Genomic DNA, 26,325 nt, shown 5'->3' on the forward strand with positions numbered 1-26,325 from the left:
GCGACCTGGGCCGGCCTTGCGCATCTGGAGCAGCGGCCTTTCTTCATCGATCGCCTGGTGGTGATCGCCGCGCGGGACCGCCCCGGCCTCGAAGGTCACGCCACCGCTCTTGCCGACATCCTCGGCGAAGCCTTTGTCGGCCTGAGCACCGGCCATCCCTTGCAGGAGCACATCGCTCGACAGGCCGCGCGCCTGGGCGGCCACCTGCATTTCCGCATCCGCGTGCCCGGCCTCGACAATGTCTGCCGGCTGGTTTCGCAAGGCGCCGGCATCGCCATCGTCCCCGAAAGCGCCGCGCGCCGCGCCGCGCGAACGCTGCGCCGGCTGCGGCTGACCGACGAATGGGCGACGCGCCAGCTCAGCCTGTGCGCCCGCGGCTTCGAGGCGTTGACACCGCAGGCGAAGCTGCTGGCCGATGCCCTTGTTTGAGGCCTGCGCCTTTCAGGGCGTTCTCACAGATGGCGTTCGACATCCATGCGCTGATGCAGGACGCGGATGACATCCAGCGCCTTTTCGGACAGGCGGAAGAAGACAAAGTGTTGGCCAACCGGATATTTGAAGTACCCGGCTCGGACATCGACACGGCGACCGGCTTTCACGCCCCGAGCCAGGTCTTCGACCGTATCGATCAGATCGCGCTGATACCGGTCTGCCTGCTCCAGCGACCATTGCCTGTATGTATAGAGCCAGATCTCTTCCAGATCCGCTTCCGCCATGGGTGAGAACCGGCATTCGCGGCTCTCACCTGACATGCTTGGCCCGCATCCTCGTCAGGAATGATGCGCTGTCGAAGGCAGCCGGCGTGCCGGAAGCCTCGCCGGCCGCTAGGGCGGCTTGCAGGGCGGCGACCTTGGCCTCGTGTTCCTCAAGCAGGCGCAAACCGGCGCGCACGACATCGCTGGCCGAGCCATAACGGCCCGTCTCGACCTGCGCATCGATAAAACCGGCGAAATGATCGCCAAGGGAGACAGATGTATTTCGGGGCACGGACGCTCCTTCAGTTGATCAGGAAATTCTATACCAAAAATTGGTATATGTCATGTCTTCAGCGCGATGCATCGGTTTGACGCTGGAACCACCCAAGGCTCGCATAGTTCTTGCGCGGACCCTTGACCCGCCAGACCTCGGCCCATTCGTCGGGCCCACGAAAGAAGAAGCGGCCGGCATAGAGATCGGCGCCGCAGAGATGGCGCACGCTCTGCGCCGCCTTCGGTTCGAGCGTGATGAAGTCGCGGCCATCGGCATAGAGCACGCGCGTCGCCGTCTCGCCGGGCTCCAGGCGGTAGTTGCGGCTGGCGGGCATTTCGCGCTCGCCGAACCGCAGCAGGCCCTGCTCGGTGAAGGCGTCGGCGGTGATGACGGCACTGCCCTCGAAGCCATGCCGCGCGCCGGTGAGGAAATCGATCACCGTGCGCCGCACCGTCCAGTCGCCGGCAAGCCTTTCCATCGCCGGTCAGATCACCCAGGGCTGGCGGGCGCCGAGATCGACGATCACCGACTTCACTTCGGTATATTCATCGATGCCGGACGGTCCGGTCTCGCGGCCGAGGCCGGACTGCTTGTAGCCGCCGATCGGCATTTCCGGGCCGCCCGTGATCGTGGTGTTGATCCACATGCGCCCGGCGCGGATGCCGCGCATCAGGTCCATGCTCTTGCGCAGGTCCGACGACCAGATCGTGGCGGCGAGCCCGTATTCGGTGTCGTTCGCCATGCGGATCGCATCGGCGGTGGAACGGAAGGTGGAAATGCCCAGCACCGGACCGAACACCTCCTCGCGGGCGATGGTCATGTCGCGCGTCACGCCGGTGAACAGCGTCGGCTCGACGAAATAGCCGGCCCGAGGCTCCATGCGCGCGCCACCCGTCACCAGCTTGCCGCCCTGCGACTTGCCCTGGTCGATGAGGCCCAGGATGCGCGTCATCTGGGTTTCGTTGACGATGGCGCCGACCCGGTTCTCGGGAACCAGCGGATCGCCGACGCGCACCTTGCCCATCAGCTCGAGGATGCGCTCGGTCAGCGGCTTCTCGACGCTTTCATGCACGATCAGCCGGCTGCCCGACACGCAGCACTGGCCGGCATTGTGCAGGACGCCGTAGACGATGCCGTCGGCCGCCTTGTCGAGATCGGCATCGGCCGTGACCACCACCGGGTTCTTGCCGCCGAGTTCCAGGCTGACCTTCTTGATGTTGGCCGCCGAGGCGATGACGGTCGAGCGGCCGACCCGCGTCGAGCCTGTGAACGACACCATGTCGATGTCCATGTGGTTGACGATCGCCTGCCCGACCGGATCGCCGTAGCCGGTGACGATGTTGACCACGCCTTCCGGCAGGCCGGCCTGTTCGAGGATGCGGCCCATCATCAGCGTCGTCGAGGACGTATGCTCGCTCGGCTTCATCACCACGGTGCAGCCGGCCGCAAGGATGAAGGGCAGCCGTTCGGCCAGGATGTAGAACGGGAAATTCCAGGGCGTGATCAGCCCGACCACGCCGATCGGCTCGCGCAGCACCAGCCCCAGCGAGTCATGGCCGAGATTGTTGAACGTCTCGCCATGCATGGCCTGCGCCTGGCCAGAGGCGTAATACCAGAGGTCGGCGGCGCCGGTCACCTCGTTGACCGATTGCCAGAGCGGCTTGCCGCTTTCGAGCGTCTCGATCAGCGCCAGCTCGTCCTTCTGCTGCAGGATGAGGTCTGCTGCCTTGCGCAGGATCGCCGCGCGGCTGGCCGCCGGGATTTCCGCCCAGCCGCCACCCTCGAAGCGGCGACGCGCCGCCGCCACCGCCTTGTCGACATCCGCGGCCGTGCCGCGCGGCACCACCGAGACCGGCACGCCATGCGCCGGGCTGAGGCGCACGATCTCGCCGCCCTGGCTGTCGCCCCAGCTCCCGCCGATCAGGTTCTGGAACTTGCGGGGCGCCGACGGCAGCTTGGGATGAACGGTCATGTCGAAAACTCCATGATGAAACGGGCGGAAAACTCAATAACGGCCCTTATCGCCCGATATTGCCGGGGGGACAAGGAAGCGGCCTGCGGGATGCCGCCGGGAACGCTGTCACAATGGATAACGGCCCCCTGGAATGCCGTGACTGCTTGAGCCCGAAATCCCGACGTTGTATTTCCATGGATATATCGGAAGGGAGAGATCATGGAAGCGACGGCACAGCACGACGAAGCGGCGCGCACCGAAGCGCTGAGGGGCGCGGAGCGCATGGCGCTGAACCTTCTCGACGCGATCGAGGATGCCGGGTTCATCCAGGCGGGCCGCACCGAGCGTGAGATCGAGCTCGACATCCGCGCGCTGGCAAAAGAGAAATTCGGCATCGAGCGCGACTGGCACAAGCGCATCGTGCGCGCCGGCATCAACACGCTGTCCACCGCCGCCGACAACCCGCCGATCCGCATGGTGGAAGACGACGACATCGTCTTCCTCGATCTCGGTCCGGTGCTGGAGGAGTGGGAGGCCGATGTCGGCCGCAGCTACGCGGTCGGCCCCGATCCGCAGAAGCACGCGCTCTGCCGCGAACTGCCGCGCCAGTTCGACATCGTGAAGCGCCACTTCGAGGAGAACCCCGGCATTTCGGGCGCCGAGCTCTACGCCTTCGCCTGCGACGCGGCGCAAAAGGCCGGCTGGAAATTCGGCGGCAAGATCGCCGGCCACATCGTGGCCGAATTCCCGCACGCCCGTATTCCAGGCGTCAAGCAGCTCCACCATGTCAGCCCCGAAAATCCCGACCCGATGCGCAATCTCGACGCCAATGGCCGCGTGCGCCACTGGATCCTGGAAATCCACCTGGTCTCGCCCGACGGCGCCTTCGGCGGTTTTTATGAAAGGCTGCTGGAGGGGTAAGGCCCTATCGGCGGATCGCGCGTTCCCTTGCGAACCCGTCTTCCAGCGCCGGTGCGTTGCCGGTTGAACGCAACGCGCTGACCGTTGCCAGAAACTCCACGAGATCCCTGCGGCACCCGGCCAACGCCAGGCGATAGTGCCGTAAGGCCTCGTCATGGCGGCGCGCCAGCCGATGAAACTCGGCTGTATAGAAATTGGCCTGGCACAACCGCTCGTCCCGGGTGATCTCGTCCGAGTGCTCCGCCGCGGCCAATGCCGCTTCCGGTTGGCCGTCCCCCAGCAGCATCCGCACGATCGGCGCCGGCCACGCTGTCATGTCCAGTTTCGCCTCGCGCAACATACCTGGTTGTCCGTTGTGGCGGCGCGAAAGTTCGACCCAGATTGCAAGATAGGGGTCGTCGGGCCGTATCGATGCGCCCTGTTCGAAATCGGCCTGGGCGCCGGCCGGCGAACGAAAGTAAAATCTGGCCATCCCACGGCTGAGATAGAAGCGGGAGAATGTCGGGTTGAGCCGAATGGCCGTACTGTAGTCGGCGAATGCGCCGGCATAGTCGGTCAACAGCATTTCCGCATCTCCCATCGCCTGATAGGCATGGGAGTACTGCGGCGACAAACGCGACGCCTCTTTACAGTCCTCGACCGCGCTGTTGTATCGCCCGACGTAGCGCCACATCTCGCAGCGCCCGAGATAGGCCACGGCATCGCCGGTGTCGAGGCTGATCGCGCGGTTGTAATCCGACAGGGCGCGACCGTATCGGCCCATCAGGCTCCAGGCCTCGGCCCTGCCCGTGTATGCATCGGAATGGCTGGCGTCTATTGCGATCGCCTTGTCGTAGTCGGCGATGGCGCGGCTCTTGTCGCCCTTTGAGAGCCAGGCAGCGCCTCTGTTGGCATACGCCTTCACATGTCTCGGATCGATGGTGATCGCGCGGTCATACTCGGCGATGGCATGGTCGTCGTCGCCCTTGTACCACCAGGCCAGGCCCCGGTTGTTGAAGGCTTCGGCGTAGGCCGGATCGAGATCCAGCGCCCGGCTGGTGTCGTCGATGGCTTTATCCAAGTCGCCGGACCGGATCCGCAACAGGCCACGATTGTTGTAGCCAAGGGGATTCCCGGGATCGAGACTGATAGCCTGATCATAGTCCGCAATGGCTGCTTTGTAGAAAGCCTTGGCGGCCCATGCATCCCCGCGCTCCCGGTAGATCGCGGCATTTCCGGGGTCCAGCCTGATTGCCGCGTCGTAGTCCGTTATCGCGCGCTCAGGATCGTACTTTCTGAGCCAGAACCACGCCCGCTGCCGGTAGATACGGCTGTTGCCCGGGTCGCGCTCGATCGACCGCCCAAGGCCGACGATGGCCCGGTCTTGTTCGCGGACGATGTCCAGCAGCGCCGCGCGCGTGGCATAGGCGCGCGCCTTTGCCTCGTCGGTGGCGCCTTTGTCCTCCATCACAAGCGTGCACTCGAGGATTCTTGTCCGGTCGTCGCGCCGGTTGTTGCCGCAATCACTTGGTTCGGCCATCGCCGGAAGGCTGCAAGTGACCAGGATTATGAAGCAGGCAAAAGCATAGCGAACCAAATCACCCCCCAAGATCGCCGCACGAATACGGCCGAACCGCCATCAAATCCGTGTTGCGCAGACTTGCCGTACGGTTGGGGCGGATTGTTGGCGCGTTCAAGTCGGGAAAATGGATCGAACGCCGGCGGAGATCGCAAGGCAAGCTGGCGTGTCGCATGGGCGTCCGTCACGAGCGCGTCCGCCGCCTTTGCGCCAAGGTTTGAATGCATCGTCGAGACATGATTCCGCATAACAATGCCTTCGACCAAGTCTTTGTTTCGACATCGCTAATACTCCGTCGTGTCGCGCTCGCATGGCTGCTGGTCGCGGCGGGAACCGTCTGCGCACACGCTGCGTCCGCATCGCCGGGCCTGGAGCGTTTTGCGCGCCCCGGCCCCTACAAGGTCGAAGTCAGGCGCGAGGCTTTGTGCTGCGACCGCAAGGGCAAGGCCGCCGATCTCTATCTGCCGGTCAGCCGCGACGGCCGGGAATTCCCGGTCGTGACATGGGGCAACGGCACCTGGGCCTCGCCGGACAAATACGACCTGCTGCTGCGCCACCTGGCCTCCTGGGGCATGGCCGTGGTGGCCACGCGCGATGCCAGCGTAGCCAGAGGCGAGACCATGCGCGACGCGCTGGCCCTGCTCACCCGTGACGGGCCGGTGGCGCCGCTCGACCTCAACCGCATCGCCGCCATAGGCCATTCTCAGGGCGCCGGCGGCGCGGTCAATGCCGCCATCGCCGACAAGGGCGGCATAAGCACCGTCATCGCCATCGACTTGCCGGCGCGCAAGTTTTGCAGCCGTGGCGACTGCGACCAGATACCGGGCGGCCTGCCGCCGAAAACCTCGATCCTGTTCCTGTCCGGCGCCAGGGACGGGTTGTCGAAGCCGGAGGCGGTTGCCAGCTATTACGACGCGGTTCCCGCTGGCCATGCCAGGGCCCGGGCCTCGGTGCGCGGCGCCGACCACAACGACATTCAGGGCCAGCCCGGTTGCGGCTTTCTCGCCCTGGGCTGCCGGCAGGGCATCGGCGCGTTCCTTCCCGTCATCACCGCCTGGCTTGTCTGGCAACTCGGCATCGAGCCAGCGTCGCAACAGGTCTTCGCGGGCAAGGACGCCACGTTCCTGAGTGACGACAGGCTGACCGCAACGGCATTCTCGCCGCGCTAGGGGCCAGCCCTCACGGCGCCTTGCCCATGGCCCGCAGGGCCGCGAAAGCCGCCGTGTATTCGGTGAAGTCGCGTGGGCAGTCGCGCAGCGCGAGCCGATAGAGATCCAAGGCCTCGTCGTCGTGGTGCTGCAGGCGCTGGAACTCCGCGACGAACACGCGCGCCTCGCACAGATGCTCGTTTTTCGTCGTCGCATCGGGATCGTCGGCGGCGGCAAGCGTGGCTTCAGGGCCCTGCCGGCCGAGGAACAGGCTGACTACGGGCGCCGGCCATTTCGTGGCGTCCAGCCTCGCATTGCCCAGAACGCTCGGCAGCCCCTGATGCCGCCGCGCTATGTCGAGCCACATGGCGTAATAGGCATTGTAGCGACCGTCGGGATCGACCGAAGCCGCCTGCTCGAAGTCGGCCTGCGCTTTCTGCGGAGAGCCCGAATAGAAGGCAAGCACGCCCCGGTCGCCGTAAATGCCGGCAGACCTGGGATCGAGCCGCAGCGCCTCGTCATAATCGGCCAGGGCCTGGCCGTAATCCGCCTTGTACAGGCGCGCCAGGCCGCGGCACGCAAAGGCGGAGGCCTCCTTCGGATCAAGGCCGATGGCCTGGCTGCAATCCGCCACGGCGCGGTCGTAATCGGCCTTGTAGATAAAGACGCGGCCCCTGCCGTTGTAGGCTTCGGCATAGCGAGGATCGACCGCGATGGCCTGATCGTAATCAGCGATCGAGCGGTCATATTCGCCTTTGCGGGCTAACACCCAGCCCCGGTTCCTGAGGGCCAATGTATCGCGCGGGGCGAGCTTGATCGCCTGGTCGTAGTCCGCGATGGCGCTGTCATAGTGGGCCTGGCGGCTGAACACCGAGCCCCGGTTCCTGAACGCGATCGCCATGTCGGGCTTGATCATGATGGCGACATTGAAGTCCGAAATGGCGCGGACATAGTCGTTCTTGTCCGCCCAGGCCCGCCCCCTGTCATTGTAGAGCCAGGCATCCCCCGGGGTGATGGCGATGGCCTCGTCATAGTCCGCGATGGCGCGGTCCGGGTCACCCTTCTCGGCCCAGATCAGGCCTCGATTGTCGAACGCCCTCGCGTAATGCGGATCGATGGCGATCGCCATGTTGAAATCCGCCAGGGCGCGGTCGGGATCCTTCTTCAAAGACCAGGTCCAGCCGCGATTGTTGTAGGCCACCGCGTCCTTCGAATCGATGGTGATCGCCTGGCTGTAGTCGGCGATGGCGCGGTCGTAATCCTTCTTCCCGCGCCAGATCTCGGCGCGGTCGCGGAAGGTCTCGCCGTCGCCGGGATCGAGCCTGATCGCATCGGTATAATCGGCCAGCGCCCGATCCTTGTCGCCGAGCTTGACCCAGGCGTCGGCGCGCCAGCGATAGGCATGGACATGGTTCGCGTCGAGGCTGATCGCCTGGCTGTAGTCGGCGATGGCGCGCTCCGGATTGCCCTTGGAGGTCCAGGCCAGGCCGAGATTGAAATACTGGTCGGGATCCTCAGGGTCGAGAAAGATCGCCTGGCTGTAGCTGGTGATGGCGCTGTCGTAGTCGCCCTTGCGCAGATAGGCGTTGCCGCGAAGATTGTAGAGACTGTTGTTTTCCGGCTCGAGGCTGATCCCCTTGTCGAAATCGGCGATCGCCTTGTCGTAGTCGCGCTTCTGGCTGTTCCAGATCATGCCCCGGTTGCCATAGGCGATGGCGAGCTGCGGGTTGAACTCGATCGCCTTGTCGTAATCGGCGAGCGCGCGGTCGTAGTCGTTCTTGTGGCCCCAGGCGAGGCCCCGATTGTTGAAGGCGTCGGCGTCCTTCGGATTGAGGGCGATCGCCTCGCCATAATCGGCGATGGCGAAATCGTAGGCGCCCATATCCGACAGGGCGTTGGCGCGGTTGAAAAAGGCAATGGCCCGATCGCCCGAGGTCGTTGCCTTGTCCTCGATGACGGCCTTGCAGGCGGCAATCCGCTTGGCGGTGTCAAGCTTGTCGTTGGCGCAGTCATCGAGGCTGCCAGCCAAGGCGGAAGCCCCGAGCAGGAACAGCATGGCGAGAACGCTCAGAGCCCGCCCTGCACGCACGCTCCCATATCGACGAAACATCATGCGGGCGGAGGCTGGATCATGTCTGCGGGTTGCTGCGCTCATACTGGCTTGATCAGACAAATCCTTGATCGACGCAAGTCGGCCCGGCGACGAAATCATCCGACCCAGCCCAGACGGGCAAGCTTTACTGGACATCCACCTCCGCCACGCAGGCGACATGGCCGCCCGAGCGGATCAGCCGGATCGGCACGCCATAGGCGCCGGACAGGACCGCCTCGGTCAGGATCTCATTCGTGGCCCCCAGCACCGGCGGCTGGTGCGGCGACATCACCAGCGTGCGGTCGGCCAGCGCGTAGGCATGGTCGGGCGCGTGCGTGGTGAGGATGACGGCGAGCCCGCTTGCCGCGAGCCGCCGCACCAGCGAAAGGAAGCGCGCCTGGTTGGCGAAATCGAGATGCGCGGTCGGCTCGTCCAGGATCATCAGCCTCGGCGCCTGCACCAGCACGCGCGCGATCTGCACCAGCTGCCGCTCGCCGCCGCTGATCTCCGAATAGGCGGCGTCGATGAGATGGGGAATGCCGAGCGTCCTGAGCGCGTCCTCGGTCATCCGCGCCGCCTCCTCGCCCGGCGCGTCGAACAGGCCGAGATGCGGCGCCCGCCCCATCTCCACAACCGTGCGCACCGAAAAGGCGAACACCGTCTCGTAGCTCTGCGGCACCAGCGCCAGCAGCCGCGCCACCGCCGCGCGCGACAGCGAGGCGATCGGCCGGCCTTCCACCAGGACGGAACCCGCGCCCGGCGCGGAAAGCCCCGCAAGGCAGCGCAGCAGCGTCGACTTGCCGACGCCGTTCGGTCCAAGCACGCAGACCACCTCGCGCGCCGCGATATCCAGGTTGACGCCCGAAAAAACCGGACTGGCGCGTCCGGGATAGGAAAAGGCCAGATCGGATGCGGCCAGGATCATGACGGACTCATCATGGCGAACTCATCATGGCCATCACGCCCAGCCCAGCCTGCCGCGCCCGAGCAGCAGCATGAACACCGGCGCGCCGATGATCGCCGTCAGGATGCCGAGCGGCACCTCGGCCGCCGTGACCGTGCGCGCGACATCGTCGATGATCAGCAGGTAACAGGCGCCGAGCGACAGCGTCGCCGGCAGCAGCCGGCGGAAATCCGGCCCGACCAGGATGCGGGCGAAATGCGGGATGACCAGCCCGACCCAGCCGATGATGCCGCTGATCGACACGGCCGACGCCGCGATCAGCGTCGACAGCAGGATCATCGCCAGCCGCAGGCGCGCCACCTCGACACCCATGATGCGCGCCTGCTCGTCGCCCATCGCCAGCACATTGAGCCGCCAGCGCAGCGCCAGCAGGCCGGCGACGCAGGGCACCGTGACGACGAGCACCGGCACGAGGTCCGCGGTGGTGACCGAGGACAGCGAGCCGAGCAGCCAGAACTCGATCACCGGCAGCTTGGAATTGGGATCGGCGACATATTTGAGCAGCGACAGCAGCGCCGTGAACAGCGAGCCGACGATGACGCCGCCCAGCACCAGCGCGATGGTCGAGTTCAGCCGGAAGAAACGGTTCATGGCAAAGCACATCGCCACCGCCAGCAGCCCGAAAGCGAAGGCGCAGGCCTGCGTGGCGTAGCGCTCGCCGAACAGCAGGATCGCCACCGCCGCGCCGAAACCGGCGCCGGCCGACACGCCGAGCGTGAAGGGCGACACCAGCGGGTTGCGGAACACGCCCTGATAGCAGGCCCCGGCGATCGCCAGCCCGCCGCCGACGACCATGGCGGCAAGCACGCGCGGCAGCCGCACATCGAGCACCACGGAGGTCACCACCGGCGGCCAGTCCTGCGCGATCGGCAGGACTTGCGCGGCGATCACCCTGATGACGGTGATGGGTTCGACGGGATAGCGGCCGAGCAGGAAGGAGAGGAGGAAGAGCAGAACGGGCAGCGCGATGAGCAGGATGGTAGCGAGGTTGCGGGATCCGGATATGCGCATGGCCTAGCGCCTGCGCTTGGTGGGTAGGCGCATCTTCCTCGAAGCGCGGGCTTCGCGATTGGCGGTTCCTCGCCCCCGCAAAGCGGGGGAGAGGTGGCTCGGGCATAGCCCGAGACGGAGCGGGGGGAGCGCGACGGTCAAGGTTTGCTGTTCATGGATGCGCAACCCCGCTTCTCACCATGCGCCCTGCTTTGAACCGGCTCCGGCTTCATCGATGTCGCTCCCCTCTCCGTCTCGGGCTGCGCCCGAGCCACCTCTCCCCACTGCGTGGGGCGAGGAACCCAAGTTCTGATACCTCACACCCTCAATTCGACCCCGTATAAGCCTGCCCGTAGAACTGCGTGTAATACGCATCGGCCTGCTTCTGCATGTCGATGTCGGCAAAGCGTTCGGGATAGAGCTTCTTGGCCATCCACAATTCGCCCAGCGCGAGCGCTTCGGGCAGCGGATAGCCCCAGGGCTTCACATATTCGGGCGTGATGTAGATGCGCTTGTTCTCGACCGCGTCGACATGCTGCCAGGCCGCGCCCTTCCTGATCTCGTCGGCCACCGGCGCGTAGCGGTCCTGCACGAAGATCACCTGCGGGTTCCAGGCCAGCACGTCCTCCATCGACACCTTGGTCGCGCCGCGCACGCCGGCCGCGATATTGACGCCGCCGGACCGCTTCATGATGACGCCGGTGTACTTGCCCGAGCCGTAGGTGTTCATGTCGGGATTGGCCATGTAGAGTTTTACGCGCTCGGCGTCGGGAATGGGGGCGACGCGGTCCTCGACCTGCTTGCGCTGCGCGAAGGCGTAGTCCAGCAGCGCATCGGCCCGCTCGCGCTTGCCCACGATGTCGCCGATCAGCCGTACGCCGATCTTCAGCCCTTCCCCATAGGCGGTATCGTCATCGGCGAAGGTCGGGTTGAGCTTCGGCGCCTCGACGCCCTCGCCCTTCGACAGCGAGATCGCCACCACCGGCAGCCCGGCCTGCGTCATCTGCTCGATCATCGCCGGCGGCGCGTAATTGGTGACGAAGACGACATCGGGCTTGAGCTTCAGCACCTCCTCGACATTGGCGGTCGACAGGTCGCCGGGCGTCGGCAGGCCGGCGAGCTGCGGGGCATATTTGTCGAGGCCGGGAATGAGCTTCGGCCATGTGCGCAGCACGCCCACGATCCTGTCGGCCGCGCCGAGCTCCACCAGAATGTCGAGCGTCTGGTGCTGCAGCACCACGATGCGCTCGACCTTGTCCGGAACGGTCACCGTGCGGTTCAGCTGGTCGGTGACCGTGCGCGCCATCGCCGGCGCGAAGGCCAGGAGCGACGAGATCAGGGCTAGGGCCAGCATCGAGCCGCGGCGCGAAATCATTGGAGACCTCCTGAGGTGTTCGATGTGTTTTTATGCATATAGCGTGGGGCGAGATGCGGCAAGCTCGACAGGCGCGCGCTTCCTTCTCCCCTTGTGGGAGAAGGTGGATCGGCGCGCAGCGCCGAGACGGATGAGGGGTGTTCCAGCGAAGTGAGGCGTTGGCGTTCCCTGGAACACCCCTCATCCGACCTCGCTTCGCGAGGCCACCTTCTCCCACAAGGGGAGAAGGAAGAGATGCCGAGATCACCCGCCTTCCGGCAGCGCCACGGGCTGGAAGCCGAAATCGCGCAATATGCCTTGCCCCGTCGCCGACATCACGAACAGCGCGAAGGCCATCGCGGCCGGCGAACTGTCCTTCAGCGTCGCCAGCCCGTATTCCGGCACGACATTGACCGCGGCCGGGATCTCCACGATCTGGAGACCGCCAGTCTCCTTCACCAGTCCGGTGAGCCCCGTGCGGTAGCCGAGGAAGACATGCGCGGTGCCGGCGGCGAGCGCGGCCGCGATCGGGTCGTAGCGGCCCGGCGTGTTCTGCGTCTCCGAGCCGCCGACCAGCTTCTGCGCCTTGGCGTCGAGCAGCGCGAAGCTGCCGGGCCGCACGGCCTCGATGCGCCGGAAGATCGCCCAGGCATAGTCGCCGGAAGGGTCCTTCAGCGGCGTCGAGGTGGCGATGCCGATGGCCGGGTTGAGCAGCCTGTCGACGAAACTCTTCGTGGTGATGCCGGCATCGCGGCGCACGGCGGCCGCCATGGCGTGGCGGGCGAACACCACCGCCGGCCGCGCCCGCCCCTGCACCGCCAGCCGCGCCGGATGGGCAAAGCTCGCCGACAGGAAAATGTCTGGCCGCTCCCCCGCCTCGATGCGCTCGCGCAGCAGCCCGGCCGGGCCGAGGCGGGTTTCGGCGGTCACCCCCGTCATCGCGTGAAAGGCCGAGACGAGCGACGGCAGCACATGGCGCAGGCTGCCGGCGGCATAGATCATCATTACGGCTTTCTTGGCGGGAGCCATTCTTTTACCCCTTTTGTTTCGAACGAAACCGCGATGGGAGAGGCGGCGGCAGACCGGCGCACAGCCGCCCGCTTCCGCCATGACCTTCAACTGCGCGTGATCGACGTTATATCCGTAACAAAATAGCGTTTGCCTTCGTATGGCTCTGTATGTCGTCTTGAGCGAATGTTCAATCCGGCCGCAACCGACACTGGGAAGCCGTCTAAATGATCCTGTTCCTGCTTGCTTATCTCGGCGGCGTGCTGACCATCGTCAGCCCGTGCATCCTGCCGGTCCTGCCCTTCGTCTTCGCCCGCGCCGACAAGCCGTTCGTCAAAAGCGGCCTGCCGATGCTTGTCGGCATGGCCGCCACCTTCGCGCTGGTGGCGACGCTGGCCGCGGTCGGTGGCGGCTGGGCGGTTCAGGCCAACCAGTATGGCCGCGTCCTTGCCATCGCGCTGCTTGCCCTGTTCGGCCTCGCTTTGCTGCTGCCCAGCCTTTCCGAACGGCTGACGCGGCCGCTGGTCGATCTCGGCGCCAGGCTTTCCATGTCGGCCGATCGCAGCGCCGCCGGCGGCGGTTCCGGCGTGTTGCCTTCGCTGCTGCTCGGCGTCGCCACCGGCCTCTTGTGGGCGCCCTGCGCCGGCCCGGTGCTCGGCCTGATCCTGACCGGCGCCGCCCTGCAGGGCGCCAATGTCGGCACCTCGCTTCTGCTTTTGGCCTATGCGCTGGGCGCCGCCACCTCGCTGGCGCTGGCGCTGCTGGTCGGCGGCCGCGTCTTTGCCGCCATGAAGCGCTCGCTCGGCGTCGGCGAATGGGTGCGCCGGGGGTTGGGCGTTCTGGTGTTGGCGGCGGTGGCCGCAATCGCGCTCGGCCTCGACACCGGTTTCCTCACCCAGGTTTCGCTCGCCAGCACGTCTTCGCTGGAGCAAGGCCTGCTCGACAGGTTCAACGCGGCGAAGAATGCGGAACCCGCCATGGCCATGACCGGCGCCCCGGCGATGAAGCCGGCGCCTTCGATGACGATGAGCGGCGCGCCCGCCATGGCCCCGATAACAATGGCGCCAGCCATGGCAATGACCGGAAAGCCTACCGCCGACCTCCCGGTCGAGGGCGCGCTGCCGTCGCTCGACGGCGCGGTGGAATGGCTGAACTCGCCGCCGCTGACCGCCGAGGGCCTCCGGGGCAAGGTGGTGGTGGTCGATTTCTGGACCTATTCCTGCATCAACTGCCTGCGCTCCATCCCCTATGTCAAAGCCTGGGCTGAGAAATACCGGGATCAGGGACTGGTGGTGATCGGCGTGCACGCGCCCGAATTCGCCTTCGAGAAGGTGGTCGGCAACGTCAGGGGCGCGGTGTCCGACCTCAAGGTGAACTACTCCGTCGCTATCGACAACAATTACGCCATCTGGCGCGCCTTCAACAATCAGTACTGGCCGGCGCATTACTTCATCGACGCCAAGGGCCAGATCCGCCATCACCATTTCGGCGAAGGCGATTATGACGGATCGGAACGCATCATCCAGCAATTGCTGGCCGAGGCCGGCAACACCAAGGTGGCGAGCGACATCGTCAAGGTCGACGCCACCGGCGCCGAGGCCGCCGCCGCCGAGGGCGACATGCAGTCGCCCGAGACCTATGTCGGCTATGCCAGGGCGGAGAACTTCGTCTCGCCCGGCGGCGCGGTGCGGGACGCCGGCCACGTCTATGCCGCCGGCTCACCCGCGCTCAACCAGTGGGGCCTCGCCGGCGACTGGACGATTGCCCGGGAGAACGCGGTGCTGAACCAGCCCGGCGGCGGCATCGCCTACCGCTTCCACGCCCGCGACCTGCATCTGGTGCTGGGACCCTCGGCCGACGGCAAGCCGGTGCGCTTCAAGGTCATGATCGACGGCAAGGCGCCCGGCGCCGACCACGGCACCGACATCGACGCGGACGGCAACGGCACGGTATCGGGCCAGCGGCTCTACCAGCTGGTGCGCCAGAGCGGCGCCGTTGGCGACCGGCTGTTCGAGATCCAGTTCCTCGACCCCGGCGCGCAGGCGTTCGCGTTTACGTTCGGGTGAAGGGGCTTCGCCGTAGAGCGCCACATCAGCGATGATTGCGTTTATCAATATTAAAAATCACAGCCATTGAGAACGGATACAGGCAGGGGAAGGCGCTTAGCCTCCTTGGCGAAGCCAAACAGGCCATGAAAAGCCCAACATCTCCGCGTCTGTCGTTGCTACATAAAATTGCACTATTATTGACTCAAGTGCAATTTAGTGACATCGTAAGCCAGCATTCGAAAAACCGGCCTGGAAGCCAGGCGAGCCGCGCCCGTCGCCGCTCGCCACGACATTCCATTGCCAACGGGGAACGAGGCTCCGGGGCAGAACACTCCCCGGGGGACGATGAATGACGCCTGCCGGAAACCAGTCCGCGAACCGGCGATACCGGCAGCAATGCAGCAAACAACAATGGGAGACACTGACATGACCAATTCTTCGAGCGGCGCGTCACCCGGGCTGCAGCCCGGTGCGATCAAGGTCTGGGAGAGCGTGCTGATCTCGATCGCCTCCTCGGCGCCGGGCCAGGCGACGGCGGTTTCGCTCGGCCTGCTCATTCCGGCCACCGCCTATGCCGGCGGCCTGTCGATCATGGCTACGACGGCGGCGATGCTGGCCATCGCCTGGTCCTATCACCGGCTCAACATGTGGGACCAGAATGCCGGCGGCGCCTATGTCTGGGTTGGCCGTGCCGTCAGCCCCTATCTCGGTTATCTCGTCGGCTGCGTCATGCTGGCCGGCTACATACTCGGCACCGTCAGCGACATCCTGCCGATCGGCCCGTCGATCCTGACGCTGTTCGGCTTCGCCGATGTCTCGAACCCCTGGGGCGAGGTGATCTCCGCCACCATCCTGGGCGGCATCACCATGGTCTACGCCATCATCGGCATCCAGCTCACCGCCCGCTTCCAGACCATCATCTCGGCGATCGAGCATGTCATCCTGATCTCGTTCTGCTGCATCGGCGTCTATGTCGTCTTCATCCTGAAGCGCGAAGGCACGGTGACACCGTCCTGGGCCTGGCTGATGCCTTCGGGCGTCGGCGGCGGCGGCAGCCTCGTCGCCGGCATGATCGTCGCCGTCTACCTGTTCACCGGCTGGGACACCTCGATCTACCTCAACGAGGAGACCGAGAAGCCGGAACTCAACCCGGGCAAGGCGGCCCTGTGGTCGGTCGGCATACTCGGCGTCTACTACACCGTGCTGGTGGTGACGCTGCAGGGCGCGGCGCCGCTCGCCGCCATCAGCCAGCATCAGGATTCGGCGTTGATCTTCATCGCTCACCAGCTCGTCGGCTCGCCCTGGGACAAGGTGATGGCGCTGGCCATCGTGCTGTCGATCCTCGGCACCACGCAGGCCTTCCTCGTGGGCGCGGCCCGCATCTCCTTCGCCATGGCGCGTGACAAATTGCTGCCGCGTGTGCTGGGCGAGATCAGCCCGAAATACCGCACGCCGGCCAAGGCGACGATCATCTTCGGCCTCGCCATGATCGTGGCGACCTGGCTCTACGTCTTCCTGTCCTCGGTCGCCGGCGCCTTCGACACGGTGGTCAGCGTCGTCGGCATCATGTTTGCGCTGTTCTATGCCGTCACCGGCTTCACCGCCAGCTGGGCCTTCCGCGCCACTGTCACCGCCAGCCTCGGCAATCTCATCAGCCTCGGCCTGGTGCCGATGCTGGGCGCGGTCACGCTGCTCGCCATCGCTCTGGCCTCGATCCGCGATCTCGAGCCGGCGGCCCTGTGGTCGCTGATCGGCATCATCGCGCTCAGCTGCGTGATGATGGTGATCGCAAGGTTCGGCGCCGGCGCCGCCTTCTTCCGCACGCGCGCCCAATCGGCGGTGCCGCAGCGCGCCTGACCCGGTTCCCCTCCCCTGTGGAGCCGGTTGCCCCTCGCTGGTCCGCGATGACCAGCGAGGGGCTTTTTTCCTGGGACCGGCACAAAACCCGGCAGTCAGCGTCAGGCTCAGGCCGCCGTCGGATAGTCCGTGTAGCCCCTTGCGTCGCCGCCATAGAAAGTCGCCTTGTCGGGATCGTTCAGCGCGGCATCGTGCTTCAGCCGGCTGACCAGGTCCGGATTGGCGATGAACAGCTTGCCGAAGGCGACGAGGTCCGCATAGCCCTCGGCGATAGCCTTTTCGGCCAGCGCCTTGTCATAGCCATTGTTGACCAGCCAGGCGCCGTTGCCGCCGGCCTTGCGGTAGGCGGCCTTGAGTTCGGCGTAATCGAACGGCCGGTCGCCCTGGCTGAAGTCGCGCGGCCCGCCGGTCGCGCCTTCCACGACGTGCACATAAGCCAGGCCACGGCTGCCGAGGCCCGCCACCACATGGTTGAAGAGCGGCTGCGGATCGGCATCGGAAGCGTCATTGGCCGGCGTTACCGGCGACAGCCTGATCCCGGTCCTGCCGGCGCCGACAGCGGCGGTCACGGCGTCCACCACCTCGAACAGGAGGCGCGCCCGGTTCTCGATCGAACCGCCATAGGCGTCGCCGCGATGGTTGGTACCCGAACGCAGGAACTGGTCGAGGAGATAGCCATTGGCGCCGTGGATCTCGACGCCGTCGAAACCCGCCACCTCGACCGCGGCTTTCGCGGCGCGGCGGAAATCATCGACGATGCCGGGAAGCTCGGCCACGTCGAGCGCGCGCGGCTCGGAGGTCTCGACGAACTCGCCGCTGCCATCCGGCTTGACCAGGAATGTCTTGGATTTCGCCCTGATCGCCGACGGCGCGACAGGCTTGCCGCCGCCGGGTTGCAGCGTGTCGTGCGAGATGCGGCCGACATGCCAGAGCTGCACCACGATCTTGCCGCCGGCCTTGTGCACGGCATCGGTGACGCGTTTCCAGCCGGCAAGCTGGTCTGCGCCGTAGAGGCCGGGCACATCGGCATAGCCTTGGCCCTGATGGCTGATGGCCGTGGCCTCGGTGACGATGAGCCCGGCGGTCGCGCGCTGGCTGTAATAGGTCACGGCAAGGTCGCCGGGCACCGCCTTGGGCGAGCGGTTGCGCGTCAGCGGCGCCATGACGATGCGGTTGGCGAGCGCGAGGTCGCCGAACCGCACGGGGTCAAAAAGAGTAGCCATAGGGGAAATGCCTTTCATGCACTTGTGGGGATGATGATCGGGGGATTGGGGCTCTTCAGAGATCGGACAGGGCGGCGCGGAAGGCGGCGATGGTGTCTTCGTTGCGCTTGTAGAACACCCACTGGCCGACGCGCCGCGTGGTGACGAGGCCGGCCGAGGCCAGCGTCGCCAGATGCGCCGAGACACTGGATTGCGCCAGCCCGCAGCGTTCGAACTGGCTGGCGCAGACACCCATCTCCAGCGGATGCTCCTGCGCGGTGAAGTGCTTTTCAGGCTCCTTCAGCCACGCCAGGACATCACGCCGAACCGGATGCGCCAGCGCTTTCAATATGATGTCGCGGTCCATTTTCACCCTGCATCGATCTCTGCCGATATATAGATCGGGTAGAAACGATATGGGAGAAAATTGGTTCCGTTGTCGGGGGAGATTGGAGAAAGTAGCTGTCGCGGAAGAGAGGCGAATGGGAAAGGCCGGCGATCCTTCGCGCCCCCCTCTGTCCTGCCGGCATAGCGCAATTATGCAACGCGGCGGTGACCCGCCGCGAGTGTTCCCTCACCCCCGCCCCACCGACGCATAAACCACATCGAGCACTTCCTTCAGCACCGCCAGCAACTCCTCGATCTGCGCGTGCGTCGAGATGAAGGGCGGGGCGAGCACGATCGAGCCGCCGAGAGGGCGGATGATGAAGCCGCGCTCGCGGGCTTCGCGCGCGATGCGCTCGCCGATCCGCAACGACCCGTCGAAAGACTGCTTGGTCTTCTTGTCGGCGACCATTTCCAGCGCGCCCATCAGGCCGAGGCCCCGCGCCTCGCCGACCATAGGATGGTCGGCCAGCCGGCGCAGCCCGGCCTGGAACAGTGCTCCGACCGAGCGGATGTTCTCCAGCACGCCTTCCCTGGTGATGATGCGGATCGCCTCCAGCGAGATGGCGCAGCCGACCGGGTGGCCGCCGGTGGTGAAGCCGTGCGGAAACTCTTCCCAGGCCTCGCAGGCGGCGGTGGCGCGCTTGTCGATATCGGCCGACAGCATCACCGCGCCCATCGGGAAATAGCCCGCCGACATGCTCTTTGAGGCCACGACGATGTCGGGCTGCTGGCCGACGGCCAGCGCGCCCCACAATTTGGCGGTGCGGCCGAAGCCGCAGATCACCTCGTCGCCGACCAGCGGGATGCCGTACTTCTTCAAGATGGGCTGGATCGCCGCGAAATAGCCTTCCGGCGGCACGATGACGCCGCCCGCCCCCATGACCGGTTCGGCGAACATGCCGGCGATCGTCTCCGGCTTTTCGGCCAGGATGCGCGCCTCCAGATTGGCGGCCAGCCGGGCGCAGAATTCCTCATCGCTTTCGCCCGGCAGCGCGAAGCGCCAGGCATGCGGGCAATCCAGCGTCACGATCTCTGGACCGGGCAGACCGAACGCCTTGACATAGTCCTTGCCGGTCAGCGCCGAGGCCATCACGGTCGCGCCGTGATAGGCGTTCCTGCGGGTCAGAAGCTTGCGCCGTTGCGGCTGCCCCTCGGCGGCCCACATCAGCCACAGAAGCTTGACCACGGATTCATTGGCCTCAGAGCCCGAATTGGTGAAGAAGGCGCGGCTCATCGGCAGCGGCGCCAATGCCAGCATCGTCTCGGCCAGTTCCACCGTCGGCTTGGAATTGCGGCCGAAGAAGGTGTGATAGCCGGGAAAATCGCGGTATTGCCTGACCGCCACATCGGCCAGCCGCTGCTCGGAGAAGCCGAGCGTCATGTTCCACAGCCCCGAATTGCCCTCGAAGAAGCGCCGGCCCGCCGTGTCGACGATATAGGCGCCGTCGCCCCTGTCGATGACAACAGGCCCGTCCTCGCGCATCGACGGTAGGTCGGTGAAGGTGTGGAAGAAGCTCGACGCCTCGCGGCGCTCCCATGATTGTGCGGCGATGTTCATATGATCCTCCCCGAAAGTGCGCCGGCCCTGCGGCGCGATGGCTTCATAATGCATTTTGCATTGGTAAAGAACTATTTTAACAGAACACCATCTTGCACCTTCTGTCAATTCGTGTTCAAAACACATTCCGAGAAAACGGGAGATGACCGGCATTGGTGGCGCGAGGATCGTTCGGCAAGGTGTTGATTCACGCTGATCTCTGCTGGAAGAAGCGGAAAGACCGGCGCCGGAAAGCGGCTCGGCGCGCCATTCACCACGAATGCGCTTAAGAAATGAAAAGTGCAATTCTGACAGACCGCTGAACGCCCGCATCCGGTGCGACAGCCAATGACATTCACCTGGGAGGAACGACAGTGAACCACGAACTCACCACGCGCTTCGGCATGCCGCTGGCCGGCGGCCATGAGTGGCTGCCCGGCGACTTGCGCAAGCCGGTCGCCGGCTGCCTGACCATGGAGGAATTGCGCCAGGCGGTCGCCGAATGCGCGATCGACACCGTCATCGTCGCCATGACCGACATGCAGGGTCGCCTGATCGGCAAGCGGCTGACGGCGCGCTTCTTCCTGGAGACCGGCGCCTCGCAGCAACTGTTCTGCGACTATTTCCTCGCCACCGACATGGAAATGACGCTGGTGCCCGGCTACGAGGCTGCCTCATGGGCGCGCGGCTATGGCGATTTCGCGCTGGTGCCCGACATCTCGACGCTGCGCGCCATTCCCTGGCTGCCGCGGACTGCGATGCTGCTGGCCGACGTCGCCACTCCCGCCGGCGTGGCGCTCGACCACTCGCCGCGCCAGATGCTGCGCCGCCAGCTCCAGCGGCTGGCCGATCTCGGCCTTGCCGCCGACATGGCGGCGGAACTCGAATTCTATCTGTTCAACGAGACCTTCGAGGAAGCCCGCGCCCACCGCTACGAGGCGCTGAAATTCTCCAGCTGGTATCCGGAGGACGGCCACATCTTCCAGACCAGCAAGGACGAGCCCTATATCAGGGCGATCCGCAACCTGATGGAAGCCGCCGACATTCCGGTCGAGGGCTCCAAGGCCGAGTGCAGCCCGGGCCAGCAGGAGATCAACCTGCAATATGCCGAGGCGCTGGAGACCTGCGACCGGCTGGTGCTTTACAAGAACGGCTGCAAGGAGATCGCCCACCAGCTGGGCAAGTCCATCTCCTTCATGGCCAAGCTCGACCAGAGCCTGTCGGGAAATTCCTGCCACATCCACATCTCGCTGCGCGACATCGGCAGCGGCAAGGCCGCGTTTCACGATGCCGGCAAGCCAGGCGGCATGTCGGACATTTTCAGGCACTTCCTCGCCGGCGCCATCGCGCACGCGCCGGCGGCGACCTATTTCTACGCACCCAACATCAACTCCTACAAACGCTTCTCCGCCGGCACCTTCGCGCCGACGCGGCTCGCCTGGTCGGTCGACAACCGCACCACCGCCTACCGCGTGCTCGGCCAGGGCCGCTCGCTGCGCTTCGAATGCCGCGTGCCCGGCGCCGACGCCAATCCCTATCTGGCCTTCGCGGCGCTCATCGCCAGCGGCCTGCAAGGCATGGAAGACAGGCTCGAACTCGCCGATGCCTTCGTCGGCGACGCCTACGGCGCCGACCAGGTGCCGCGCATCCCCGGCGCGCTCTACCGCGCGCTCGACCATCTCGAAGCCTCCCCCGCCTTCAGGCACGCCTTCGGCGAGGATGTCGTCGCCCACTACCTGCATTGCGGCCGCTGGGAACTCGGCGCCTTCGAAGGCGCCGTGACCGACTGGGAAAAACTGCGCCTGTTCGAACGCTGCTGAGGGAGTGACTAGATAACGCCCGCATACGCGCGGAGACGGCTCACGGTCTTCGGCAGGCCCTGCCTCTCCAGCGTGTCCAGGTATTCCGCGGCGCTCCTCGGCGGATTCTTCAGCCGCAGACGGCATCGCTGTACCGACACCAGGACGGCGGCGTCATTGATGCCGAGCTGATTGAAGACGAAATCGTCGGGATGGGTCAGATCCAACTGATATCTGTCGAGAACCGGCTTCGGGAAGTCCTTGAGATTGAAGGTGACGATGGCATCCGACGCCGAAACGATTGCAGCCGCCAGGACATGCCGGTCATTTTCGTCGGGAAGTGTCAGGCTTGGTATCAGTTCCTGATACCCTCGAACCAGGCAATCCGGCACGGCGAGGTTCATCAGTTCGCGCGTTCTGTGTATCTGCTCCGGCTTGAGGTCGGGACGATCGTTCAGAAGATTGCGGATCCATTCCTCATGGATGTCTTCCGTCCATTTGGCCCGGTACAGGCCACCTCCTGCGGCGAGCTCCAGCAGAAGATCCCGCAGCGGGGCCGGGTAAAGCACGCAAGCATCGAGGAGGGCGGTGTATGGAGATGTTTTAATAGCCCATCCCCAATTGCTGGGCCTGCGCCGCCAACTCTTCCATCAGGCTTTTCCGCTCGTCCTCCGTCTTGCTCTTGTACGTCGCCAGATCGCTGAATTTGACGCGTCGATGCGTGCCGACCATGTTGAATGGCAGTCTGCCTTCCTCCAGCAGCCGAATGAGGTATGGCCGCGAAACGTTGAGGTAATCGGCCGCTTCCTGCGTCGTGAGTTCGGCGTGAACCGGGATTATGGTCACCGCATTGCCTTGGCCCATCTCCGTCAGAAGATGGTAAAGCAGGTCGCCAACGCTTTTGGGCAGGCGCAAAGTCTCATTGCCCACCTGAACGCGCAATTCGGCGCCCTCATGCTTGCCCCGCGAGAGCTGGCGGCTGGCCTGCGCGGCCAGTTCGGCGTCGTCGGCCGATGGCAGGATCGGGCGTTCAAGCAGCTTGGCCATTGTCCGTCTCCATCATTCAAATTGACGGGACATTATCCGCAACATTCGAAACAAACGCAATAAACGAAATGAATCAGGCGATCTGTCCGCCTCACCCCGACATCAGCCCGCCTCGTCGCCGCTCAGCCTCACCTCGCCGCCCCTCACCCGGTCGAGGTCCTGTTCCATGTGGACGAAGGTCTCGTCGCGCGAAATCTGCAGGTGGATGCGCATCAGCGCGGCGGCCGTCTGGCGCTCGCCCTGGAGCAGCGCGGCGATGATGCCGCGATGCTCGATCATCGACTGACGCAGGCGCTCCAGCCGCAGGAAGCCGAGATATTCGGTGACCCGGCGGATATTGTTCTGGCGCTCGATGGCATCGACCAGGTCGGCCGTCCTGGCGCCCTGCGCCACCAGCCGGTGGAAGCGGGCGTCGAGGTCGAACAGCCGCCGACGATCCATCGTCTCGAGGTTGTCGATGGCATAGGCGTGGTCGGCGTCGATCGCCTCCAGCGCCGGCGCATCGATGGCGTAGTCGTCCGACAGGATCGCCGCCGGCTCGATGATCTGGCGGAAGCGGTAGCCATTGGCCAGCGCCTCGGCGCCGACATCGGCGAAGATCCAGCCGCGCCCCGGCGACGGCTCGACCAGATGGTCGCGCATCAACCGCCGCAGGGTCGACATCAGCACGCCGTTGGCGACCGCGTATTTCTGCATCAGCGCCCGTTCCGAGATCACCGAGCGCAATTCGCCGATCGCCATGTCGCGCATGACGCGCTCGTCGAGCAGCATCTCCTGCTCGGCCTCGGAATTTTTCAGCAGCAGCGAGATGTCGGCGAGCCGGAAGCCGCGATTCTGCTCGTAGTCGACGGCGCCTTCGGCCTGCAGTTGTTGCAGCGCGCGCCTGACCGGCGTGCGCGACACGCCGAGCTGGTCCGAAATCTCAGCCTCGTTGATGCGGTCGCCAGGCTCCAGCGCTTCGCCGAGCAATTGCCGCAACTGATCAAGAATACGGGCCTGAAGCGGCGTTTGCATCGATCCTCCCGCGCGGATGCGCCCCAAATCGCCTTTTACCCCCGCAAAATCGCGTTTGTCCACGCCCTGGGGTTTTAGGAATGCAATCTCCCCTCGGTCCTTGGGTCCGGACGCTTACCCGCGCCCGACGACCAGCTTCAGCGAACCGTCGAACTCCGGCTGGGTGCGCAAATGGCCATGGCGGCGATCCCACTCGCCGCTCTCGAGGTCGCGGCCGAGATCGGCGACGAAGCGTTCGCCGACCGACGCATCGACAAAGCTCCATGCCGAATTGGCAAGCCGCGCGCCGGGATCGAGCAGCCGTTCGGGGCGGCCGTAATAGGCCTCGCCGAAGCCATCCGTGCAGTCGAGCGGGATCGGCACCGGCAGCACCTGCGCCTCCCCGCCCAGCGCTTCCACGATCGCCTCCATGGTCGGATAGCGCGAAGCCTCGACCGCGATCACTTCCGGTGCATAGTCGTCGAGCCAGAACCGGTTGAGCTCGTCGGGAGCGCAGCTCAGAATGATGACCGGGCCGCGCGTCACGCGGCGCATCTCGGCGAGCCCCTGTGTGAGATCGGGCCATTGATGCACGGTGAAGGTCGCCATGGCGGCGTCGAAACTCTTGTCGTCGAAGGGCAGCGCGCCCGCCACCGCGTCGACGGCGCGCGACAGATGCGCCGGCCGCTGCGCCCGCATCGAGGCCGACGGCTCGACCGCCGTCACCATCCGGTCGATCGGTTCGTAGGAACCCGCGCCGGCGCCGACATTGAGCACCTTGCGGGCGTCGCCCAGGGCCTCGACGATGCGTGCGGCTATGCGCGGCTCGGGCTGGCGGTAGCTGGTGTAGTTGGCGCCGATGGCGCCGTAGTTGGCGTCGCCCGCGCTGCCGTCCTGGTGTCTCGAAGCCACAGCTTTTTCTCCTGAAAAAAGCGGCGGTTAACATCGTTTCGTGACCGCTGTTTGACGATCGACAGGCGTTGTCCGGATAACCGCCGTCCGTGCCGCGTCACACCACCGCCAGCACCTTGCCCGTATCGTGCTGACGCACGAAATCGACGCGCCCGCCGTCCCAATGGTAGCTGTAGTGGCGGCCCTGTTTGGGAACCGGGATGGCGTCGGGCCAGAAGATGCCGATGCATTGGCCGCCCGGCATGCGCACGCTGTTCCATAGAAGCCCGTCGCTGCCGGCGGCGCGCAGCGCCCGCCCCTCCGCCTGAGAGGCGGCATAGTCATCGGGATCGAGCACGCCGGGCACGGCATTGACGTCGTCCAGGTCGCGATCGACGCTGCCGACCAGCACGCGGAAATCGGCCGTCCAGCCCGGCGCCTCATGGGTGGCGCGCATGAATTTCTGATGGTGGTGGATGGTCTCGGCCAGCGCCACATCCTCGCTGTCGCCGGCATAGTAGATGCCGTAGCTGCCGTCGGAGAAGCGCCCCGGCCGCAAGGTCGAGCAATGCACGAAGGGCGCCATGACGAAGCTGGCGCCGGGGCCGGACACCCGCCTTGCCGCCGCCACCTTGCCGAGATCGCCGATCTCCAGCCGGATGCGCGGATTGGTCTTCTCCTCGACCGAGGCCAGCGCCTCCCAGTCGCGCGGATCGGCGATGTCCTCGAACAGGTCGATCGGCGGATGGATGGAGCGGATGATGCGGTAGGTCTTTGGCCAGTGGACGCGGCGCCGAACGCCAAGCCCGCTCACCATGCACCGCGCTCCGCGTCGAGCCATTCGCGCATCGCCGCAAGGTCGGAGATTTCGCCCCGCAGCATCAGGTCGAGCGCCGACTGCCCGCCGAAGGTCGCATTGGGCTTGCGTATCCAGGCATAGCCGCGCGCCGGCTCGGTGAAGAGGTAGCGTAGCCCCTTGTGGATGCCCATCAGATGCGCCATGCGCGTACGCAGATCCCGGTCGATGCGGCCGATGCCGCCTTCCTTCCAGCGCGCCCAGGTACGCGCCGAGATGCCGCCGAGCAGGATGCAGGCCTCGAGATCGGTCAGGTTCCACGCCTTGAACAGATTGACCGTGGTGCGCGCCAGCGCGCCGGCCTCTTCATCCGAAATGGCCGATCCGACCGTGGCCGGCGTGGTGACGATGGACTGAAGCTGCATGATGCTCACCTCTGCTATTGGCAGAGATATAGCATGGATTTGCCAATTGGCAAGGATGAGGCCAGTAGCAGCTACCTAAAACGTGGCGCGACCTGACAGAACTTGGGTTCCTCGCTCCCATGAAATGGGGGAGAGGTGGCTCGGCGAAGCCGAGACGGAGCGGGGGCGGCGCGGCAGTGAGGGAATAGGCGCGACCTCACCAGCGCCGCAGCCCCCTCTCCGACCGCTTCGCGGCACCACCTTGTATCTACACGAGAGAGATTTCGTGGGAATGAAGCGATTGAGCCAAGGTCCGGGCGGCCGCCCGGACCTTGGCTTGGCGAAGTCGCCCGTACCACCTGAGGTTACAGCCGCGGGAGAGCTTGGGATCTTCGCCTTCGTCACG

General features: G+C 65.5%; 25 protein-coding genes. 6 read left to right on the forward strand and 19 right to left on the reverse strand.

What is annotated here, in order from left to right; all coding sequences use genetic code 11:
• On the forward strand, positions 1–429 hold a 429-nt coding region (locus J0I79_RS24660; protein WP_292865358.1), incomplete at its 5' end, for a LysR substrate-binding domain-containing protein.
• A 23-nt stretch (positions 430–452) separates the two neighbouring features.
• Here the strand turns inward: J0I79_RS24660 and J0I79_RS24665 are convergent.
• Genes J0I79_RS24665 through J0I79_RS24680 form a run of 4 tightly spaced genes read right to left on the reverse strand, consistent with a single transcriptional unit; the run spans position 453 to position 2,941 of the window.
• Positions 453–752: a type II toxin-antitoxin system RelE/ParE family toxin gene (locus tag J0I79_RS24665; RefSeq protein WP_366015154.1), complete on the reverse strand. Its 300-nt coding sequence runs from the start codon at positions 750–752 to the stop codon at positions 453–455.
• The gene (locus tag J0I79_RS24670) at positions 742–987 is read right to left on the reverse strand and encodes a type II toxin-antitoxin system ParD family antitoxin (RefSeq protein WP_292865362.1); all 246 of its coding nucleotides are present in this window, start codon (positions 985–987) and stop codon (positions 742–744) included. Before J0I79_RS24670 ends, J0I79_RS24665 begins: the two co-directional genes overlap by 11 nt.
• Positions 988–1,045: 58 nt before the next feature.
• Complete coding sequence (locus J0I79_RS24675) at positions 1,046–1,447, reverse strand: DUF6314 family protein (protein ID WP_292865364.1); 402 nt, start codon at positions 1,445–1,447, stop codon at positions 1,046–1,048.
• Between the two features lie 6 nt (positions 1,448–1,453).
• Positions 1,454–2,941, reverse strand: coding sequence for an aldehyde dehydrogenase family protein (locus J0I79_RS24680; RefSeq protein WP_292865366.1), 1,488 nt, complete (start codon positions 2,939–2,941; stop codon positions 1,454–1,456).
• A 201-nt stretch (positions 2,942–3,142) separates the two neighbouring features.
• On the opposite strand from J0I79_RS24680, the gene J0I79_RS24685 reads away from it, so the two are divergent.
• The gene (locus J0I79_RS24685; protein WP_292865369.1) at positions 3,143–3,844 is read left to right on the forward strand and encodes a M24 family metallopeptidase; all 702 of its coding nucleotides are present in this window, start codon (positions 3,143–3,145) and stop codon (positions 3,842–3,844) included.
• A 4-nt stretch (positions 3,845–3,848) separates the two neighbouring features.
• On the opposite strand, the gene J0I79_RS24690 is transcribed toward J0I79_RS24685, so the two are convergent.
• A complete protein-coding gene (locus J0I79_RS24690; protein WP_292865371.1) occupies positions 3,849–5,363 on the reverse strand; it encodes a tetratricopeptide repeat protein in 1,515 nt (504 codons plus the stop codon).
• Between the two features lie 275 nt (positions 5,364–5,638).
• Here J0I79_RS24690 and J0I79_RS24695 point away from each other — a divergent pair, with 275 nt between their 5' ends.
• Entirely contained in the window at positions 5,639–6,571 is a 933-nt protein-coding gene (locus J0I79_RS24695; RefSeq protein ID WP_292865373.1) for a hypothetical protein, read from the forward strand.
• 10 nt (positions 6,572–6,581) lie between these two features.
• Here the strand turns inward: J0I79_RS24695 and J0I79_RS24700 are convergent, their stop codons facing one another.
• The 5 genes from J0I79_RS24700 to J0I79_RS24720 all read right to left on the reverse strand — a co-directional run bounded on the left by J0I79_RS24700 (position 6,582) and on the right by J0I79_RS24720 (position 12,979).
• On the reverse strand, positions 6,582–8,639 hold the full coding sequence (locus J0I79_RS24700; RefSeq protein ID WP_292865375.1) for a tetratricopeptide repeat protein: 2,058 nt from the start codon (positions 8,637–8,639) through the stop codon (positions 6,582–6,584).
• A 148-nt stretch (positions 8,640–8,787) separates the two neighbouring features.
• Positions 8,788–9,567 (reverse strand): ABC transporter ATP-binding protein, encoded by a 780-nt coding sequence (locus J0I79_RS24705; RefSeq protein ID WP_292865378.1) that lies wholly within the window; start codon positions 9,565–9,567, stop codon positions 8,788–8,790.
• Positions 9,568–9,600: 33 nt separating this feature from the next.
• The gene (locus tag J0I79_RS24710; protein ID WP_292865380.1) at positions 9,601–10,617 is read right to left on the reverse strand and encodes an iron ABC transporter permease; all 1,017 of its coding nucleotides are present in this window, start codon (positions 10,615–10,617) and stop codon (positions 9,601–9,603) included.
• 304 nt (positions 10,618–10,921) lie between these two features.
• Positions 10,922–11,971 carry an ABC transporter substrate-binding protein gene (locus tag J0I79_RS24715; protein WP_292865383.1) on the reverse strand — a complete coding sequence of 350 codons (1,050 nt, stop codon included), beginning with the start codon at positions 11,969–11,971 and terminating at the stop codon, positions 10,922–10,924.
• A 243-nt stretch (positions 11,972–12,214) separates the two neighbouring features.
• Positions 12,215–12,979: a substrate-binding domain-containing protein gene (locus J0I79_RS24720; protein ID WP_292865386.1), complete on the reverse strand. Its 765-nt coding sequence runs from the start codon at positions 12,977–12,979 to the stop codon at positions 12,215–12,217.
• Between the two features lie 206 nt (positions 12,980–13,185).
• On the opposite strand from J0I79_RS24720, the gene J0I79_RS24725 reads away from it, so the two are divergent.
• Positions 13,186–15,024 (forward strand): cytochrome c biogenesis protein DipZ, encoded by a 1,839-nt coding sequence (locus J0I79_RS24725; protein WP_292865389.1) that lies wholly within the window; start codon positions 13,186–13,188, stop codon positions 15,022–15,024.
• Positions 15,025–15,432: 408 nt separating this feature from the next.
• A complete protein-coding gene (locus J0I79_RS24730) occupies positions 15,433–16,863 on the forward strand; it encodes an APC family permease (RefSeq protein WP_292865392.1) in 1,431 nt (476 codons plus the stop codon).
• 107 nt (positions 16,864–16,970) lie between these two features.
• Here J0I79_RS24730 and J0I79_RS24735 read toward each other — a convergent pair whose 3' ends face one another.
• The 3 genes from J0I79_RS24735 to J0I79_RS24745 form a co-directional block, all read right to left on the reverse strand.
• The gene (locus J0I79_RS24735) at positions 16,971–18,086 is read right to left on the reverse strand and encodes an alkene reductase (RefSeq protein WP_292865395.1); all 1,116 of its coding nucleotides are present in this window, start codon (positions 18,084–18,086) and stop codon (positions 16,971–16,973) included.
• Between the two features lie 55 nt (positions 18,087–18,141).
• Positions 18,142–18,432, reverse strand: coding sequence for a metalloregulator ArsR/SmtB family transcription factor (locus J0I79_RS24740; RefSeq protein WP_292865398.1), 291 nt, complete (start codon positions 18,430–18,432; stop codon positions 18,142–18,144).
• Between the two features lie 207 nt (positions 18,433–18,639).
• Complete coding sequence (locus tag J0I79_RS24745; protein WP_292865401.1) at positions 18,640–20,010, reverse strand: aminotransferase; 1,371 nt, start codon at positions 20,008–20,010, stop codon at positions 18,640–18,642.
• Between the two features lie 452 nt (positions 20,011–20,462).
• On the opposite strand from J0I79_RS24745, the gene J0I79_RS24750 reads away from it, so the two are divergent.
• Entirely contained in the window at positions 20,463–21,809 is a 1,347-nt protein-coding gene (locus J0I79_RS24750) for a glutamine synthetase family protein (RefSeq protein ID WP_292865420.1), read from the forward strand.
• Between the two features lie 8 nt (positions 21,810–21,817).
• On the opposite strand, the gene J0I79_RS24755 is transcribed toward J0I79_RS24750, so the two are convergent.
• The 6 genes from J0I79_RS24755 to J0I79_RS24780 all read right to left on the reverse strand — a co-directional run bounded on the left by J0I79_RS24755 (position 21,818) and on the right by J0I79_RS24780 (position 25,940).
• Positions 21,818–22,396 (reverse strand): PIN domain-containing protein, encoded by a 579-nt coding sequence (locus tag J0I79_RS24755; protein ID WP_292865423.1) that lies wholly within the window; start codon positions 22,394–22,396, stop codon positions 21,818–21,820.
• Positions 22,392–22,835, reverse strand: coding sequence for a helix-turn-helix domain-containing protein (locus J0I79_RS24760; RefSeq protein WP_292865404.1), 444 nt, complete (start codon positions 22,833–22,835; stop codon positions 22,392–22,394). The genes J0I79_RS24755 and J0I79_RS24760 overlap by 5 nt, the downstream gene beginning before the upstream one ends.
• A 102-nt stretch (positions 22,836–22,937) precedes the next feature.
• The gene (locus tag J0I79_RS24765; protein WP_292865407.1) at positions 22,938–23,849 is read right to left on the reverse strand and encodes a GntR family transcriptional regulator; all 912 of its coding nucleotides are present in this window, start codon (positions 23,847–23,849) and stop codon (positions 22,938–22,940) included.
• 114 nt (positions 23,850–23,963) lie between these two features.
• Positions 23,964–24,740 carry a class I SAM-dependent methyltransferase gene (locus J0I79_RS24770; protein WP_292865410.1) on the reverse strand — a complete coding sequence of 259 codons (777 nt, stop codon included), beginning with the start codon at positions 24,738–24,740 and terminating at the stop codon, positions 23,964–23,966.
• A 97-nt stretch (positions 24,741–24,837) separates the two neighbouring features.
• Positions 24,838–25,536, reverse strand: coding sequence for an RES family NAD+ phosphorylase (locus J0I79_RS24775; protein ID WP_292865413.1), 699 nt, complete (start codon positions 25,534–25,536; stop codon positions 24,838–24,840).
• Complete coding sequence (locus tag J0I79_RS24780; RefSeq protein WP_137934538.1) at positions 25,530–25,940, reverse strand: MbcA/ParS/Xre antitoxin family protein; 411 nt, start codon at positions 25,938–25,940, stop codon at positions 25,530–25,532. The genes J0I79_RS24775 and J0I79_RS24780 overlap by 7 nt, the downstream gene beginning before the upstream one ends.
• Positions 25,941–26,325: the final 385 nt, after the last annotated feature.

Origin of the sequence: Mesorhizobium sp. (assembly GCF_017306585.1) — a bacterium.
Taxonomy (GTDB): Bacteria; Pseudomonadota; Alphaproteobacteria; order Rhizobiales; family Rhizobiaceae; genus Mesorhizobium.